At 66.5% G+C, this 15,834-nt stretch carries 12 protein-coding genes and 1 pseudogene; 2 read left to right on the forward strand and 11 right to left on the reverse strand.

What is annotated here, in order from left to right:
• Nucleotides 1–469 precede the first annotated feature (469 nt).
• The 9 genes from QX121_RS31255 to QX121_RS31295 all read right to left on the reverse strand — a co-directional run bounded on the left by QX121_RS31255 (nt 470) and on the right by QX121_RS31295 (nt 13,681).
• Nucleotides 470–1,906 (reverse strand): aspartate aminotransferase family protein, encoded by a 1,437-nt coding sequence (locus QX121_RS31255; protein ID WP_315739126.1) that lies wholly within the window; start codon nt 1,904–1,906, stop codon nt 470–472.
• A 68-nt stretch (nt 1,907–1,974) separates the two neighbouring features.
• Nucleotides 1,975–3,165 carry a hypothetical protein gene (locus QX121_RS31260; RefSeq protein WP_315813889.1) on the reverse strand — a complete coding sequence of 397 codons (1,191 nt, stop codon included), beginning with the start codon at nt 3,163–3,165 and terminating at the stop codon, nt 1,975–1,977.
• A gap of 52 nt (nt 3,166–3,217) precedes the next feature.
• Nucleotides 3,218–4,846, reverse strand: coding sequence for a hypothetical protein (locus QX121_RS31265; protein WP_315813884.1), 1,629 nt, complete (start codon nt 4,844–4,846; stop codon nt 3,218–3,220).
• 11 nt (nt 4,847–4,857) lie between these two features.
• The gene (locus QX121_RS31270) at nt 4,858–5,664 is read right to left on the reverse strand and encodes a hypothetical protein (RefSeq protein WP_315777185.1); all 807 of its coding nucleotides are present in this window, start codon (nt 5,662–5,664) and stop codon (nt 4,858–4,860) included.
• Nucleotides 5,665–5,756: 92 nt separating this feature from the next.
• A complete protein-coding gene (locus QX121_RS31275) occupies nt 5,757–7,628 on the reverse strand; it encodes a flagellar protein (protein ID WP_315813885.1) in 1,872 nt (623 codons plus the stop codon).
• Nucleotides 7,629–7,643: 15 nt separating this feature from the next.
• Nucleotides 7,644–9,506, reverse strand: coding sequence for a flagellar hook-associated protein FlgK (gene flgK / locus QX121_RS31280; RefSeq protein ID WP_315738802.1), 1,863 nt, complete (start codon nt 9,504–9,506; stop codon nt 7,644–7,646).
• A gap of 44 nt (nt 9,507–9,550) precedes the next feature.
• On the reverse strand, nt 9,551–11,353 hold the full coding sequence (locus QX121_RS31285; protein WP_315777184.1) for a flagellar hook-basal body complex protein: 1,803 nt from the start codon (nt 11,351–11,353) through the stop codon (nt 9,551–9,553).
• Between the two features lie 296 nt (nt 11,354–11,649).
• Complete coding sequence (msrB, locus tag QX121_RS31290; RefSeq protein WP_315813886.1) at nt 11,650–12,153, reverse strand: peptide-methionine (R)-S-oxide reductase MsrB; 504 nt, start codon at nt 12,151–12,153, stop codon at nt 11,650–11,652.
• A 97-nt stretch (nt 12,154–12,250) separates the two neighbouring features.
• On the reverse strand, nt 12,251–13,681 hold the full coding sequence (locus QX121_RS31295; protein ID WP_315813887.1) for an FAD-binding oxidoreductase: 1,431 nt from the start codon (nt 13,679–13,681) through the stop codon (nt 12,251–12,253).
• Nucleotides 13,682–13,786: 105 nt separating this feature from the next.
• Between QX121_RS31295 and QX121_RS31300 the strand changes: the two genes are divergently transcribed.
• Together QX121_RS31300 and QX121_RS31305 are read left to right on the forward strand one after the other, a co-directional pair.
• Nucleotides 13,787–14,329 carry a histidine phosphatase family protein gene (locus tag QX121_RS31300; RefSeq protein ID WP_315738806.1) on the forward strand — a complete coding sequence of 181 codons (543 nt, stop codon included), beginning with the start codon at nt 13,787–13,789 and terminating at the stop codon, nt 14,327–14,329.
• A 53-nt stretch (nt 14,330–14,382) separates the two neighbouring features.
• Nucleotides 14,383–14,808 (forward strand): universal stress protein, encoded by a 426-nt coding sequence (locus QX121_RS31305; RefSeq protein WP_315712676.1) that lies wholly within the window; start codon nt 14,383–14,385, stop codon nt 14,806–14,808.
• Nucleotides 14,809–14,861: 53 nt separating this feature from the next.
• Here the strand turns inward: QX121_RS31305 and QX121_RS31310 are convergent, their stop codons facing one another.
• Together QX121_RS31310 and QX121_RS31315 are read right to left on the reverse strand one after the other, a co-directional pair.
• Complete coding sequence (locus tag QX121_RS31310; RefSeq protein ID WP_315813888.1) at nt 14,862–15,485, reverse strand: class I SAM-dependent methyltransferase; 624 nt, start codon at nt 15,483–15,485, stop codon at nt 14,862–14,864.
• 109 nt (nt 15,486–15,594) lie between these two features.
• Nucleotides 15,595–15,834 (reverse strand): annotated as a pseudogene (locus tag QX121_RS31315) (YdcF family protein); the annotation flags it as partial.

Here is a 15,834-nt window from a genome sequence, read left to right on the forward strand (position 1 = left end):
AGCGCCGAGTTGACCTTCTTGCCCGTGGAGAGATTGTTCTGGGTGGTGGCGAGGAGCTGAGCCGTCGACTGAAGCGACAGCAGATTCTGGCGCACCGACGCCGAGAGGACGATACCTGACATTTTCATACCCTTCTGGTGTGAAATAAACCCCGATCCCTTCGAGATCAGGGTGCAGCCCAGGTCGATTTGAACGACCCCGGACGACGGGCGTCACGGTGAATGGCAGTGGCTAACAAACGCTGAAGGGCTGTGGTGCGCAGCCGCCTCAATCAGCGGAACAGGCGCATCGGCGCGGCTCATTGCCGCGTCATCGCGCAAGAACGCCCTTTGAAAAGGCTCGTTGATTCAACAAACGCGCCCGTCGTTCACAACGCGTCAACCACCTTTGGAAAGGTTTCGACACGCGCGGCGACATTCTGCCGGCGGTCGTCATCGACCAGCGGACGACGCCGAGATGCGGTTTGCGCTCAGAGCGCCAGCGGCGGCGCATCGACCTCGATCAACGGCGTGAGACCGGCCGCGCGCTGGCGGCCGAACATGAGGACCGCCGCAATCAGCCGGTCGATGTCGCTCGTCCCGGTACGATGATTGACGATCGCGGCACGGATCGCCAGCCGTCCGTCGAGCATCGTGGTCGACGGCGCGGCGAGGCCGGATTCGTGGATGTCGGCGACGATCTCGCCGTTGAGCGCATCGGCATCGTCGGCACGATAGCGGAAGCAGACGATGTTGAGATTGACCGGCGCCAACAGCTCGAGCTCGGGCTCGGCGCGCACCCGCGCCTCCAGATGGCGCGCGAGCTCGCAGCTTCGCGCGATCACGGCGCCGAGCGCGTCCGTGCCGAACGTCCTCAGCGTGAACCAGGTCTTCAGCGCCCGGAAGCCGCGCGACAGATCAGGACCGAGATCGCAGGGCCACTCGGTGCCCGCCGCGAGACCACGGGTTTCGCGGCGCAGATAGGCGGCCGGCGAGGCGAAGGCGTCGCGATGCTTGGTGCCATCGCGCACCAGCAGGAAGCCCGCATCGTAGGGCACCTGCCCCCATTTGTGAAAATCCAGCGCAATCGAATCCGCCTGCTCGATGCCGGCGAGCTTCGGTGCGAGCTCCGCTGACAGCATCGCGAGCGCACCGAAGGCGCCGTCGACGTGAAACCAGAGCCCCTCGGCACGACAGAGCTCGGCAATATCAGCGAGGCCGTCGATGGCGCCGATATCGACGGTGCCAGCGGAGGCGACGACAAGAAACGGATGCAGTCCCGCGGCGCGATCGCGCGCGATCGCGGTCCGCAGCTCGCCGACGTCGACGCGATGTGCGGCATCCACCGCGATGCAGCCGAGCGCGTCGCTGCCCAGTCCGCAAATGTCCATCGCCTTGGCGATGCAGCCATGCGCGGCCCTCGAGGTGTAGGCGCGCAAGCGCCGGCCGTCGTCACCGAGGCCCAGCGTGCGAACCGACGCGCCGAGCGCGGAGCGGCGCGCCACCAGCACCGCCATCAGGTTCGCCATCGACGTGCCGGTGACGAAGATGCCGCTCGCGCTTGCTGGAAAGCCGAACAGCTGGCGCATCCAGTCGACGACCTGCCGCTCGATCTCGATCGGCGCGTGGTCGCGGCCGCCGAGATTGGCGTTCAGTCCGGCAGCCAGCATCTCGGCGAGCATGCCGACCACGGTGCCGCCGCCATGCACCCAGCCCATGAAGCCGGGATGCACGTTGCCGGTCGCGTAGGGAACGACGAGCTCGCCGAAATCGCGATAGACCTCGGCGAGATCCGTCGGCGCATGCGGCAGCGCGCTGCGAAAGCTCTGCCGCGTCGCAGGCGACATCGGCTGCCATACCGGCCGGTCGCGGATATCAGCGACATAGTCGATCATGTCATCGAGCATGCGATGACCGAGCGCGCGCATCTCGTCCCAATGTTGCGGATCGAGCGTCTCCGCCGTCCGCGATGCTGGATCGATGCGCAGCCCGGCGGTCACGCCGCCTGCTCCGCCCGCGACGCGGCGCGCTTGTCGATCATGGCCGCGAAGGCCGCGAAGATCTTCTGCATCTGCGGCGGCTTGTAGGGGAAGACCTCCGGCGAATCCATGTTGTGGACGACGGCCGTGTTGTCGGCCTCGAACACCAGCAGCGCGCCGTCCCTGGTCTCGGCGCAGTCGATGATGAAATAATCGAGGCCGACGCGCGCGGCGATCGCATCGAGCACGCTGCGGTGACGGCGGCCGAAGCCGATATCGAAAGTCTGCATGAAGGTCGCCTCTTCGAGGCGCTTGCTCTCGCTGCCGGCCATGTTGGCGTTGAGGTACCAGATGTCCCAGCGCCGCGCGATCGCCATGTGGCAGGCGTAGGCCGTGCCGTCGACGAACACGATGCGGTACTTGCGGAACTGGCCATCCTCGCTCGCATAGTCGACGAAGCGCGCGATGAAGAATTCCTGCTCGTCGCGCTCGTCGAGATAGAGCGAGAGCTCGAGCGGCTCCTCGACCTTCTCGAGGCCGACGCCGGCATGCGAGCCGCGCGGCCGGATGATGATCGGAAAGGTCAGCGTGTCGTCGATGTCGGCTATCAGCTCACGTTCGTCGGCGATCTCGACCAGGCGATCACGATCGACGGGAATGGTCGCCGGAATCGACAGTCCCTCGATGCCGGCCAGCAGCGCATGCAGCTTGTCGCGATCGAGGTGCCAGATCCGCTCCGGCGGATTCAGGAGCGGACGCGGCCAGCGCGCCGCCACCGCGTCGATCTCACGCAGCGCGTGCTGGCAATCCTCGGAATCGGAGGCGATGACGATGGCGACGTCATGGGCCGGCAGCGGCGCCAGCAGATCCGCGCCCGGAACGACGTAGAGCAGCAACAGCTCGATGTCGGTATCCTCGAGCAGAAATTCGATCGGCGTGTTGCTGCCCATGTCGGTGGCCGCGGCGAGCGCGAGCACGCGCAGCCGCGGCGTCGCACTGTTGCTGGCAACGCGGTAGAGCTGCTGCGACTGCAGAACGTCGTACTGGATCGCGAGCCCGGACGATTTCTCGCCGATGAGCTGCGCGATCAGCGCGAGATCGAGCCCCTCGCCCGGCTGCGCGCGGCCGTCGAGCAGCTTGGCGAGCAATGCGGCCCACATCGGTTTCAGGTCCTGGCCGTCGAAGGCGGCCTTGGCGAGCTTGGCCATGCCGATCCGGTCGGCATATCCTGCGCCGCTGGCCTCGGCCAGCGCGAGCAAATCAGTCGGCATTGCAGATGTCCCTGAGATCCTGGCTGCTCAGATCCGATACGAGCAGCTCTGTTTTGGCGACGATGTCGGCGACGCGGTCGATGTCGGAATCGAGATTGACCCGGGCGACGGTGACGTCAGCGCACCACGCGTCCGTCACCTGGCGCGCGCCGATGCACAGCCGCAGCGCGGCCGTCGGCGCCTCGCCCGCGCGTTCGATCCGCACCGGCTGGCCGATCAGGCACTGGCGCGCGGCAACCTCGGCCGCGCGTCCGCTGAAGCCGTTGCCGAGGTCGCGCTGCAGCGCGCGATACACCGCCTGCGTCTCACCGAGGCCGAGCGGACCGCCATCGCGCTGGAGCGCGAACGGGAAGATGGTGGGAAAGCCGAACTCGCCATCGCTCCCATCCGGCGCAGGCGCGCGGGCGGCGATCGGACGCAGCACCGGCGACAGCATCAGCAGGCTTTCGATCGACTCGCCGAGCTGCCGGATCGCCATCCGACGGAACGTCTCGGGCACGGCGTGATACGCCGCGATCTCCGCCAGCGCGGCTTCCCAGCGCAGCCATTGGCCGATATTGGCGCGCGGCGCGGTGCGCGCGCGCAGATCCGTCCAGGCGAGCGGCCAATCGCTGCGATTGACGTAGTCGAACAGGCCGGGCGCGATCGGATGCCCGCTGCGCAGCGCAGCCGCTGCGGCCGCGGGCACCAGCAGCGCGCCGCTGAAGGCGGGGCCGCCGAAGAACTTCGAGCCCGTGACGAGCACCAGATGGCCGTGCTCGAGATGATCGCGCAGCCGCGCCGCGCCGAGCCGCATCTGGCAGGCATCGACGACGACCTGGACGCGCCCCGGCCAGCGCCGCGCCACCTCGTCCAGGCAGGCCATGTCCGGCGCGCGCCAGCCGAGCTTGGAGGAATCCATGACCTGCAGCAAGACGCTACGACCGTTCCGCACCAGCGCCTCGACGCTGTCGAGCACCTCGGCGTCGATATCAGCGCGCGGCTGCATCGATGCGCCGTCGAGCAGCGGCAGCGACACTGCGTCGCCCGAAAGCCCGTCGATCGGAGTGTTCATTCGCACCGCCAGACCGTTGGCCGTCCGCGTGCTGAAATGGTGTCCCCGGGCGCTCGTGGCGGTGCCGCTGCCGGTCTGGTCGCCGCCGACGACGATGCTCGTGACGGCCTCACCCAGCACCGCCCGCACCAGCGCCAGCGCATGCAGTTGCGAGTCGGTGCCGGACGGCGAGAACACGATGTCGACCTCGTCGGCAAGGCCGAGATATCCACGCAATTCGCAGCGCATCTCCTCGGTGCGCCGGTCGAGCGCCGCGTCGAGGCCGAGCGAGATCGCCGCATGCATCAGTTGCTCGCGCGCCAGCTCGACACGCGCATAGGCGCGTTCCGAAATCGGCGAGGCCGTGCTCGATGCGAAGCACAGCACATCGGGTTCGGGCGACGGCCCGCAGCCATAGACGTTGCGACCCCAGGGGCGATCGAGCGCCAGGCGGGTGTCGCCGCCGTCGATCAGGAGATCGCCGAGCAAGGCAAACAGATCACGCAGTCCGGTCGCGGCGCCCTGCTCGCGCCGGTCGATCGGGGATGGCTGAGAGATGTGCGACTGGGTTGCCGCCGGGGTCATCGTGCGGATCATCAGGCTGCGTCGGCCGCGGCAACGGTAGGAACCGCCACCGCCGACGCGAATTGCGAGGCGACATTGCCGTGGAACACGGACGGACCGACATGATCGAGCCGGCTGTCGAGATCGGCCCATATCTCGCCGCCGAGATCGGTCCATCGCCTGCAGAACGCAAAATCCTCGCTGAGATAGGTGCCGGTCTCAGGATCGATCATGCATTCGAACAGCGCGAAGCGGTTCGGGCAGCCGGCCAGCGCGTCCTGCGAATGCTCGCGGAAGAACTGCAGCGGCGCGTAGGCCGGGTGCGCGATCATTGCCTCGACGACGCGGCGGCGGATCATCAGGAAGCCGGTGCCGGCATAGCGCACGCGGGTGAAGCCGTTGACCACCGCGACGTGGTCCGGATTGTCGATCTCCAGCACGTAATCGAGCGACGCCGCCGGCACGTCCATCCGGTTGTCGTTGATGGCGCGGCGCGCCTTGTTCCAATTGACCTTCTTGACCGGATAGACACCGGCGACCATGTCGCCGCCGGACTCGATCAGCCGGAACACCTGCCTTGGCGTGAAGCCGATGTCCGCATCGACGAACAACAGATGCGTGGCCGAGGGATCATTGAGGAACAGGGTGACCAGATTCGCCCTCGCCCGGGTGATCAGCGCATCGCCGTCGCGCATGTGGACGGTCAGGTCGACGTTCGAGGTGGCGCGCAACTCGCGCTGCAGGGCGAAGATCGAGCTCGCATAGATGCTCGACACCTGGCCGCCGAAGCATGGTGTCGCGATCACCAGGTGAATGCGCTCGTCGGTTCCGTCACTCACGTCCGCCTCCAGACAAAGAGGCTCTCGCCCCAGATCTGAACAAAAGCTAAAGAGACGTGGTTAACGAAAACCTAACCGCCGCCCCCGGGGCGCTACAGATATTTCACCAGCGTGAGCTGGGCCAGCATCGCCGTCGTCTGGTAGGACGCCTGGAGGTTGGTCTGCAGCTGCAGGATCTGGCTCGCCACCTCCTGCTGCGAGATGCCCTCGGTCTGGTCGACCATGCTCTGCATCGCGGCCTTGGCCTGGGTCTGACGCGCCGTGGCGTCTTTCATCGTGGTCTGGGCGTTGGCGAAATCGGTCTGGATGTCCGAGATCGACTGCTGACCGAGCTGCGGCGTCAGGTTGGCGGCGATGCGCTGGCTGAGCGCGCCGATCTGCTGCGGCGCATTCGCTCCCGCCGGCGGCGTGTTGACGGCGGCGTAGACCGCGGTCTGCTGCACGAGGTTGCGGATCGCGAACTCGTTGCCCTGGGCGCCGAACTGAATGCTCTGCGCGGTGTCGATCCGGATGGTCGCGCTCGACCGCGCCGAGCCGGGACCGCTGTTGCCCGTGTACCAGGCGACGGTGTTGGCCGACCCGTTGACGAGGCTGGTCGCCGACCCCAGCGGCGAGCCGGAGACGCGCAAGGGCGGCGTCGCCGCCGTCACCGTGCCGGAGAAGCCCAGCGCCGCGAACGCACCCGCGTTCGAGCTCGACACCGAGAAGCTGGCGGCGTCGTCGGTGCGCAAGGTGATCACGCCGCCGCTGATCGTCGACGGCTTCGACGTGCCACTGAGCGTGTCGATCTTAGACAGCAGCGTCTGCACGCTGTCGCCGACGTTGATCTGGTTGTTGCCGTTGGCGCCGGAGGCGACGAAGGTCAGCGTCTGCCCGTTCACGGTGATGGTATCGCCGGCGGTGAAATTGGTCGCGAGCGAGTCGCTATTTGCCGGGCCCGACAGCAGCGTCGCCCCGGTGATCGGCGCGGGCGTCGTAGCCTTGTTGTTGACGGCCGTTCCCGACACGGAGCTCGCCGTGTTGAAGAAATTGTCACCGGCGACGATTGCCGAGGCGGCGGTCAGCGAGGTGTTGGCCAGCGTCGACAGCGCCGTGTTGAGCGCCGCGTTGAGATTGGCGGAGGTGGCCGCCGGCGTCGCACCGATGGCGAACGTATTGGTCGGCGCCGGCGTCGTGGTCGACGCCGTCAGCTTGATCGATTCCGAGGTGCCGTCGGGCAGCTTGAAGGTGAAGCTGATCTGGTCGCCCGCATTCGGATTACCCGCCGTGAGGTCGACCGAAATGCCCGCAGGCGAGCCGAACGGTCCGGTCACCGTGGCGTTGGTGAGCGACGAAGTCACGCCGCTCAGCTTGAAACCGAACGGCGAGCCGGCGACGTCCTCCGCCAGCGTGATCGGCATCGTTGCCGACGCCGAAAGGTTGAGACGCCCGAGACCGTTGAGCCCGAGATCGGCCTGCTGCCGCTCGGCGATGACCTGCTTCAGGCCTGCCTGCGTCGTGGTGCCGTTCAGGATGTCGTCGGCCGACGCGATCGCCGGCCGATCGGTGGCGCTGCCGGAGAAGATGTAGCGATCGCCGACCTGGGTGTTGAGGATGCCGGTGATAGCCGACAGGTTGGACAGCGCCGTCAATTGTCCCGTGGTCTGGCCGGTGCTGGTCAGGTTCTGCGGCGTCGCCGAGGCGCCACTCTGGACCTGGTCATGAATCTTGGACAGCGACTGCAGCGAGGTATTGACCGCGCCGATCACGGTATTGACGTGGGTCATCGTCAGCGTGAAGGCCGAGATGTTCGAGAGCTGCGCTCGCGCCGCGATCGCGAACCCCTCGTCGGGCCCCATGCCGGCGTAGTTGTTCGCCTTGACGCCGCTCGAGAGCTGCGTGGAAAGGTCCGCGAGCTGGTTGGAGATGTTCCGCACGGACAGGCCGAGCAGGGAATTTCCGTAATTGACACTGCTGATCGACATCTTACACGCGCCTCACTAAAATGCCTGGAGCAGGCTCTGCATCATGCTTTGCACGACCGACATGATATGGGCGTTGGCCGCATAGGTGTTCTGGACCTGGATCAGGTTGGACATCTCGCTGTCCATGTTGACCCCCGCCGTGCTCTGGAACTTCTCCTTCAGCGTGCTGACCACAACGCTCTGGCCCTGGCTGAGCTGGGTCGCCAGCGTCGAGGCACTGCCCTGCTGGCTGACGAACTGCTGCAGATAGCCGGACACCGTGCCCTGGAACGGCTGCGCCGCCGAGCCAAGGCCGGTGGTTGGCGAGTAGCTGAAGGTCGCCGAGGTCAGCTGCGCGAACAGGAAGTCCGGCCGCGTCGGGTCGCCGGCCGCGGTCTGCGGCGAGGTCGAATAGGTCGACAGCTTGGTCGGATCGTTCAGCAGCGCCGGATTGACGTTGAGCCGCCCGGCGAGACCCGTCATCTGCGAGCCGGTCGAGGTGATCGCACCGGTGTAGAGCGCGCCGCCGTCGGTGAAGACCGGCAGTTGCGCGTTGCCGCTGGCGAGCGTCTGCACCGTGGTGGTGGCCGAGGCCGCCTTGACCGTCGCCTGGCTGGTGCCGTCATCGGTGATGCGCAGCGTCGTGCCGGATGGATTGGCAAACTGCAGATGCGCGCCACCGAGCGCGCTGTTGAGCTGCGACACCACCGAGGCCATGCCGAGCGAGAAGTCGACGCCGACATAGGACGGGTTGGCACCGGTGGCATTCCGCAGCGGCAGCGCCGCTGGATCGTTGACGTTGACGATCTTGACCTGGCGCTGGACGTTGCTCGAATCCGTGTAGGTCAGATTGATGGTATTGCCCGCCAGCAGCCCGGTGGTCGAGACGTCGAAGCCGGCCGGCGGACCGGTCACCGCGGTGCCCGCCGTGGTCTTGTCGGACAGCGCCGAGGCCATCGTCGCCGCGAGCTGGTCGACCTGGGTCTGCGCCTGCACCAGGGTCTGGTCGCGCAGCTTGAGATCGGCCGCGATCTGCCCCGAGTTCAGGAGATTGTTCGACACGACGTCGAGCGATACGCCATTCGACAGCTTGATGTTGAGCTGCCCGACGCCGGTCTTGGTCGGATCGCTGCTGTAGAGCGAGGTGGCGTCGAGCGTCCCCGGCGACGAGAAGGTGAACTCCGAGCTGAGGCCTGCGCCGACCAGCTGGATGCCGGAATTGGTGAACACGCTCGTGCCGTTGGTCGCATCCGAGACGACACGGATGTCGACGTATTTGGACAGCGTGTCGATCGCGTTGTCACGCTGGTCCTGCAACGTCGCCGACAGCGGGTCGGAGGGGCTGAGCCCCTGCAGCTGCATGTTCAGCGTCGCGATCTGCTTGATCGCGGCATTCGCCTGCGTGACAGAATTGCCGATGTCCTGCTCCACATTGGTGCGCAGGGTCTGGATGCCCTTGGTGGTCGCGTTGAGCTGCAGCGCCACGCCCTGCGCCGCCGACAGCGCCACCGACTGCGCCGACTGGTTGCTCGGATTGTTCGACAGCGACTGCAGCGCCGTCGTGAAATTGTTCAGCGCCGTCTCGAGCGTGCCGCTGCCGCCGGGCGTACCGTACACGGTTTGCAGCTGACCCAGGATATTGGCCATCTGATTGGCATAGGTCCCGCCCGAGGTCTCGGTGCGGAGCTGGTTCTGGACGAACAAATCGAGCTGACGGTTGACGCCCGTCGTCGTCACCGTCGAGCCGAAGCCGCCGCTGGCGACCTCGATCTGGTTCGGGTTCTGCGCGACATAGCCGGGCGTGTTCGCGTTGGCGACGTTCGAGGAGATGATCGAGAGCGCGGCCTGCGTCGAACGCAGGCCGGACATCGCGGTGGCGAGGGCAGAACTCAAACCCATGTTCGGTAGCCTTGTGTCAATTCAACTGCCACGTCTCAGCGCGATCAGCGCAGCACGTTCAGAAGATCCTGCACCATCGAATTGGCCGTCGTGATCACCTTGGTGTTGGCCGAATAGGCCTGCTGGGTCACGATCAGCTTGGTGAACTCGTCGGCGATGTCGGTGTTGGAGCCCTCCAGCGAGCCGCCCGAGATCTTGCCGGTCGCGCCGATGATGGCCTGGCCGGACTGGTCGGTCGCCTCATAGGCGCCGCCGTCGAGCGCCTTCAGGTAGTTGGTGCCGTTGAAGTGCGACAGCGTGACCTGCGCCAGGTTGATGGTCTGGCCGTTGGAGAAGGTGCCGGTGACGACGCCGCTGTTGTTGACGGCGACCGACTGCAGCTGGCCGGCGGCGAAGCCGTTCTGATTGATCTGGTTGATGGTCGCCGAGCCGATCGTGCTCGCATATTGCGTCAGCGCGCCCGAGGAGATGTTGAGGCTGACGGTGCCGAGCGTGGTGCCGTCGACCACGACGTTGGGAATGGAGATGTTGGAGGTCGTCGGCGACACCAGCGAGCCGTCGGAGGCGAACACGAAATTGGTGCCGACGTTCTGCCACGCCACCGTCGAGCCGGTCGCGTTCGAGTCGGTCTGGTAGAACAGGTTCCAGGTGTCCTTGTGGCCCGTGCCGAGCGTCGAGCTGTCGACCTTGCCCCAGCGCAGCTGCACGTTCACCGGCGTGCCCGACGAGTTGTAGGCCGTGACCGCGCCGCCCGAGATCGTCTCGTTGTTGAAGTTGGTGAGATCGTTGCCGATCACGATGCCGGTGCCGGGACTCGCCGTGCGCGTCAGCGCCACAGGTGACGTGAGGCCGAGCGCGGTGAAACCCGGGGAGGCACTGCTCAAGTTCCAGTCCTCGCCGCTGCCGGAATGCAGCGTGATCTTGCCGGCGGTGATGGTCGGCTGCACGCCGGTGACGGTCGCGATCTTCGCCAACAGCGTGCCGACGGAGTCGCCGACATTGATCTGGGTACCCGAGGCGCCGGAGGCGACGAAGGTGAAGGTGACGACGTCGCCGGCGCTGCCGGTCAGGGTGATGGTGTCGCCGGCGGTGAAGTTGCTCGAGATCGAGTCGCCGCTGGCTCCGCTCAACAATGTCGAGGTCGTGATCTGCGCCGGGACCTTGTTCATGGCGGTGGCGCCGGTCACGGTGGAGTCGGCATAGAAGTTGGTGCCGACCGGCAGCGGCACGTTGGAGAGATCGGCCGAGTTGAGGCCGCCGGCCGCGACCAGCGTGCCGGTCGCAGCGTTGCCGCTCGCGGCGGTCTTCGGCTGCGTCGGCAGGTTGGCGGCGTACTGGATCGCGGTGGTCGCCTGCGCCGGCACGAAGTTGTTGGCGAACTGCAGCACGGTCGGCACGTTGCCAGTGGCGTTGCCGGTCTTCGGATCGACCGCGACGCCCATCAGGTAATAGCCGGCGCCGTTGATCAGGTTGCCGTTGGCGTTGAGCTGGAAGTCGCCGCGGCGGGTGTAGTTGGTGACGCCGGTGAAGACCGGCACGTTGTCGACGACCGAGGAGGCCTTCTGCACGTTGAAGAAGCCGTCGCCGTTGATCGCCATGTTGGTGGCGACGGAGGACGTCGAGACGGTGCCCTGGGTGGTGATGGTGGCCTTGGCGAAGGCGGTGACGCCGCCGGCATTCTGGCGCGTGGGGTTGGTGGCGTTGGGGATGAGGTCTTCGAAGCTGGTGCCGATGCCCTTGTAGCCGACGGTCGACGCGTTCGCGATGTTACCGGAAATGTTCTGCAGCGCGAATGATTGAGCGGACAGACCGCTCACCGAAGTGTTCATCGCGTCGAAGATACCCATACCAATCTCTCCACTGTGATGCCGGTGGCGGGTCGGCCCGCACCGCGTTTCGTGGAGAGCTGTCGCAATCGCTGTGCCAGATGTGAAAATGCTGTGAAATCAGAGGGTTGGAAAACAACAACGTAAAAAAAACGGCGTCAAAACTGGTGAACAATTGCCGAGCCGGCAGTTCTTGCCGGGCCGGACGCGCCAAATCGCGCTCCGGCTCGACCGCTCGTCGCGGCTGCCGGCGCGTCCTGAAGACCCCCATCTGAGCCTTGAACGGACGGGCCGGACAATCCGGGCGCAAATTCCTGTCAGGTCGACGACGGATTTGCCGGGTGGAACGTGAGCGACAGCCCGTCCATGCAGTAGCGCAGGCCGGTCGGCTTGGGGCCGTCGTCGAACACATGGCCGAGATGGCCGCCGCAGCGGCGGCAATGCACCTCGGTGCGGACCATGCCGTAGGTCTTGTCCTGGCGGGTCGCCACGGCATTGTCGAGCGGCTTGAAGAAGCTCGGCCAGCCGGTGCCGCTGTCGAACTTGGTGTCGGAGGAGAACAGCGGCAGGTCGCAGCCGGCGCAGGCGAAGGTGCCCTTGCGGTGCTCCTTCAGCAGCGGGCTGGTCCAGGGCCGCTCGGTGCCCTCCTCGCGCAGGATCTCGTACTGCTGCGGCGTCAATTGCGCGCGCCACTCGGCCTCGGTCTTCTCGATCTCGAACTTCTCGGCGGCGCGGGCCGGCGCGGAGCCGCCGAGCCAGCGCAGGGCAGCGAAGCCGAACAGGCCGGCGGCGGTGGTGAACATCAGACGGCGGTCGATCATGGATGTCTCCGTGCGGCGATGGGTTACCGGATCTACGGATGGGATCCCGCGAAGTTACGTCAGGCGCCGGCGCGACGGCTCACTTTCTTGCGAGGGGTCAGGCCTCCCCGGCGTCGGGACGGCGGTTCAGATCGGATGGCTGCGGCCGCAACGGCAGCCGCGAGCCGGGACGCTCGGCTGCCCGGCGCCGCGCTTCGGCCGCCCTGATCTCGCGCACACGCTCCTGCGCGCGCACGCGCTCGCGGTGCCGCGCCAGCGTCCCGGCCGCGGCGGCGCGGCCGCGGATCCAGAGATTGACCACGTGGCCGGCGACCCGGCCGCTGACGCCGCCGGCCCAGACCAGCTCGAACGGCGAGAACAGCTTCCAGCGGTCGTCGCCGGCGAGGATCGCCTGCGCGATCAGCTGCCCGGCCATCGCCGAGGTGTTGAGCCCCTGCCGGCCGAAGCCGCTCGCGACCCACAGCCCTTTGCGAAGCTGGCCGATCTGCGGCATGCCATGCACGGTCTGGCCGGTCACGCCGCCGAAGGTCTCGGCGATCTCGACGCGGCCGAGCTGCGGGAACACCGTCCGGATCCGGCGCTGCAACGCCGCGGCAAATCCGCTGGGCCGGGCGTCCCAGGTCGTTTCCGGGCTCGCCCACATCAGCCGGTCACCGTCGACGATACGAAAATGATCGATGCCGTCGGTATCGCTGACCGATCCCTGGAAAGCGACCGCCTCGGCGAGCCGCTCGCCGAGCGGCGCGGTGACGCCGCCATAACGCCACACCGGCAGCAGCGTATCGGACAGCTTCTGCAGCGGCGCGCCGAGATGGATGTTGCCGGCCAGCACGATATGCGAGGCCCGCATCCGCGCCGACGGCGTCACGATGCGCTTGCGCACGCCTGACGCATCGATGCTGACCACCGGCGTATCCTCGAAGATCCGCGCCCCGGCCCTGTGCGCAAGCCGCGCCAGGGCATGAACATACTTCCGGCCATCGAGCTGGAACGCCCGGGGGTAATGGACGCCATGGAAGTAGCGGTCGGTCTTGAGCTTGGTCCTGACGCGCTCGACCTGCCAGCCCTCAACCTCGGTGTCGAAATCCTCGTGCAGCATCTGCAGGCGGCGGATCAAGGCGTCGCCGGCATCGACATTGGAGACTTCGAGCGCGCCTTCGCTGAGCCCGATGCCCGGCATCGCAGCCTCGGTGGCCTGGGCGCGGATGAATTCGGCGCCGGACCAGGACAACGCCCACAGCGCCCGCGCATGCGCGAGCCCGACGCGCTCGATCAGATCCGGCAGCGGCAGGTCGAACCCGGGCATGACCGTGCCGATCATGTGACCGGATGCGTTCCATCCGACTTGGCGACCTTCCAGCACCGCGACGCTCGCCCCCTGCCGGGCCGCGCACAACGCCACCGTCAAGCCGGCCAATCCCGCCCCGACGACGCAGACGTCGACATCGAGGTCGAAATTCAACCTGGTGCGGCCGTGTGCACCTGCGGCATCGGCGTCATCGTTCATGCTTGTGGAAGTCTCGCTCATGGCGTTTTCTTAGCGAACCCTGCGCCGGACGTCATGACGCTTTTAATGGCGATAAAGAGACGTGGTAGAGGCTGACCCAGCCTGAACGATTCGAGACGGAATTCCATGCGCCGATTGATGCTGCTGCGCCACGCCAAGACCGAGACTGACGCGCCGACCGGCCGCGACCAGGACCGCCGTCTCGACGAGCGCGGGCACCAGGATGCCGCCATGATCGGCGATTTCATCGCCAGCCACCCGCCGGTGCCGGAGCTGGTGCTGGTCTCGACCGCGGTTCGGGCGCAGCAGACCTGGGACCTCGCGCTTGCGGCGATGAAGGACCGTGTCCCAGCCCCGCAGGTCGAGTCCGTTCCCGAGCTCTACGGCGCCGAGCCGATGCAGATCCTGTATCACATCCGCCTTGCGGCAGCGCATGATCCGAAGCAGCTCCTGCTCGTCGGGCACAATCCCGGCATGCACGAGCTGGCGCTGGCGCTGACCGGCGAGGGCGATTCCGAGGCCCGCCACGAGCTGATGCGCAACATGCCGACCGCGGGACTCGCGGTGCTCGATTTCGACACCGACGATTGGGGCGATGTGAGCTTCGCCCGCGGCAACCTGCTGAGGTTCATCACGCCGAAACTGCTGAAGCACGGCTCGGTCGATTGACAGGCAGGTCGGGGCCGGCGCGTAATGCCGGCGGAGAGAGAGGAGGACCTTCGATGTTCAACTCGATTCTGGTGCCGATCGATCTGGCCGACACCGACCTCGCCAAGCCGGCCATCGCCACCGCGGCCACGCTGGCGCAGACCTGGAGCGGCACGGTGCATCTGCTCAACGTGATGCCGATGACGCCGGTGATGCTCGCCGAATACGTCCCGGCCGATTTCGATGCGCAGCAGCGCGAGACCGCCGAGGAAGCGCTGTCGATCGTGGCGCGCGAATCCGGCATCCCGGCCGAGCGCATCAGCTACACGGTACGCCAGGGCGGCATCTATCACGAGATCCTCGAGGAGGCGGCCAAGGTCAACGCCGACCTGATCGTGATGACCTCGCACCGCCCGGCGATGCGCACCTACTTCCTCGGCAGCAACGCGGGGCACGTGGTGCGCTATGCCAAGTGCTCGGTGCTGGTGGTGAGGCCGTGAGGCGGCAGATCACCGCATCTTCGCATGTCGGACCGCTTTGACCGAGCCGTGAGTCAGACGGTCGGACCAGCCTCAGCCGCGCGAGCAAGCCAGAAGCTACGCTCGCCGTTCGCTGGCTCGCCAACCGAATGTGCGATCAATTCGAAACCATTGTCGCGAAGCAACGCCGCGTACTCAGATGGATCGAGAGACGCATGATAAAGCGGATCGCCGCGATAGGACCCGATGGCTTCACCATGTGCGGGGCCTGCGTTGAACATCAGAATGCCCCCCGAAGCCGTGCAGGCCGCGAAGATTGGAAACATTCGTCGCTGGTCATCGTGCCCAAGATGGAAGAAGCTGTCCCAGGCCAGCACGCCGTCAAACCGCCGACCTAAGGTCAACGACCGCATGTCGGCGACGATCCATTCCTGATCCGGCATCCTCGTTCGGCAAAGTGCGATCATCGTCGGCGAGCTGTCCACGCCGGTGACGGACAACCCCTGTCCGGAAATGTGCGCTGCGACGGGCGCACCGCCCCCGCAGCCCAGATCGAGCACGGCCGCGCCCGGTCGAAGAAGCGCAAGGAAGCGTTCGATGGGAGGCTTGTCAGTCCAGGCAGCCGCGCGGCGGTCGGCGTCCCACGACAGCGCATGGTGCTCGTAGTGGGCGACAATACGGCCTGCACCTTGGTTCATGGAAACTCCGTCGCAGGGGCCAGATGCCCCATCTGGAATGACCACCAAAGTCTGCCATGAGACCCGATGGACGCTGTTGTCATCGAAGTGCGAGCACGCGCCGAGTCGATCACGGCCACTCCGCGATGAAGCCCTTCGCCTTATAAGGTTCGATCTTGTCCCATTCGCTCAGCACGCGGCGGCGGAACTCCGGATCGGTGTGCCACAACTGCCGCGGTACGCTGAAGCTATCGACCGTCAGCAGCATCTTCTCCACTTCGGGCCAGTGCCGCTGCAGGGTCATCGCGTAGCGCCGCGCGGTCCAGCTGTTGCCGAGGCAGATCACGCTGCCGACATTGGCGAGGCCGAG

The sequence above is a fragment of the Bradyrhizobium sp. SZCCHNR2028 genome, from assembly GCF_032380995.1.
Lineage (GTDB): Bacteria > Pseudomonadota > Alphaproteobacteria > Rhizobiales > Xanthobacteraceae > Bradyrhizobium.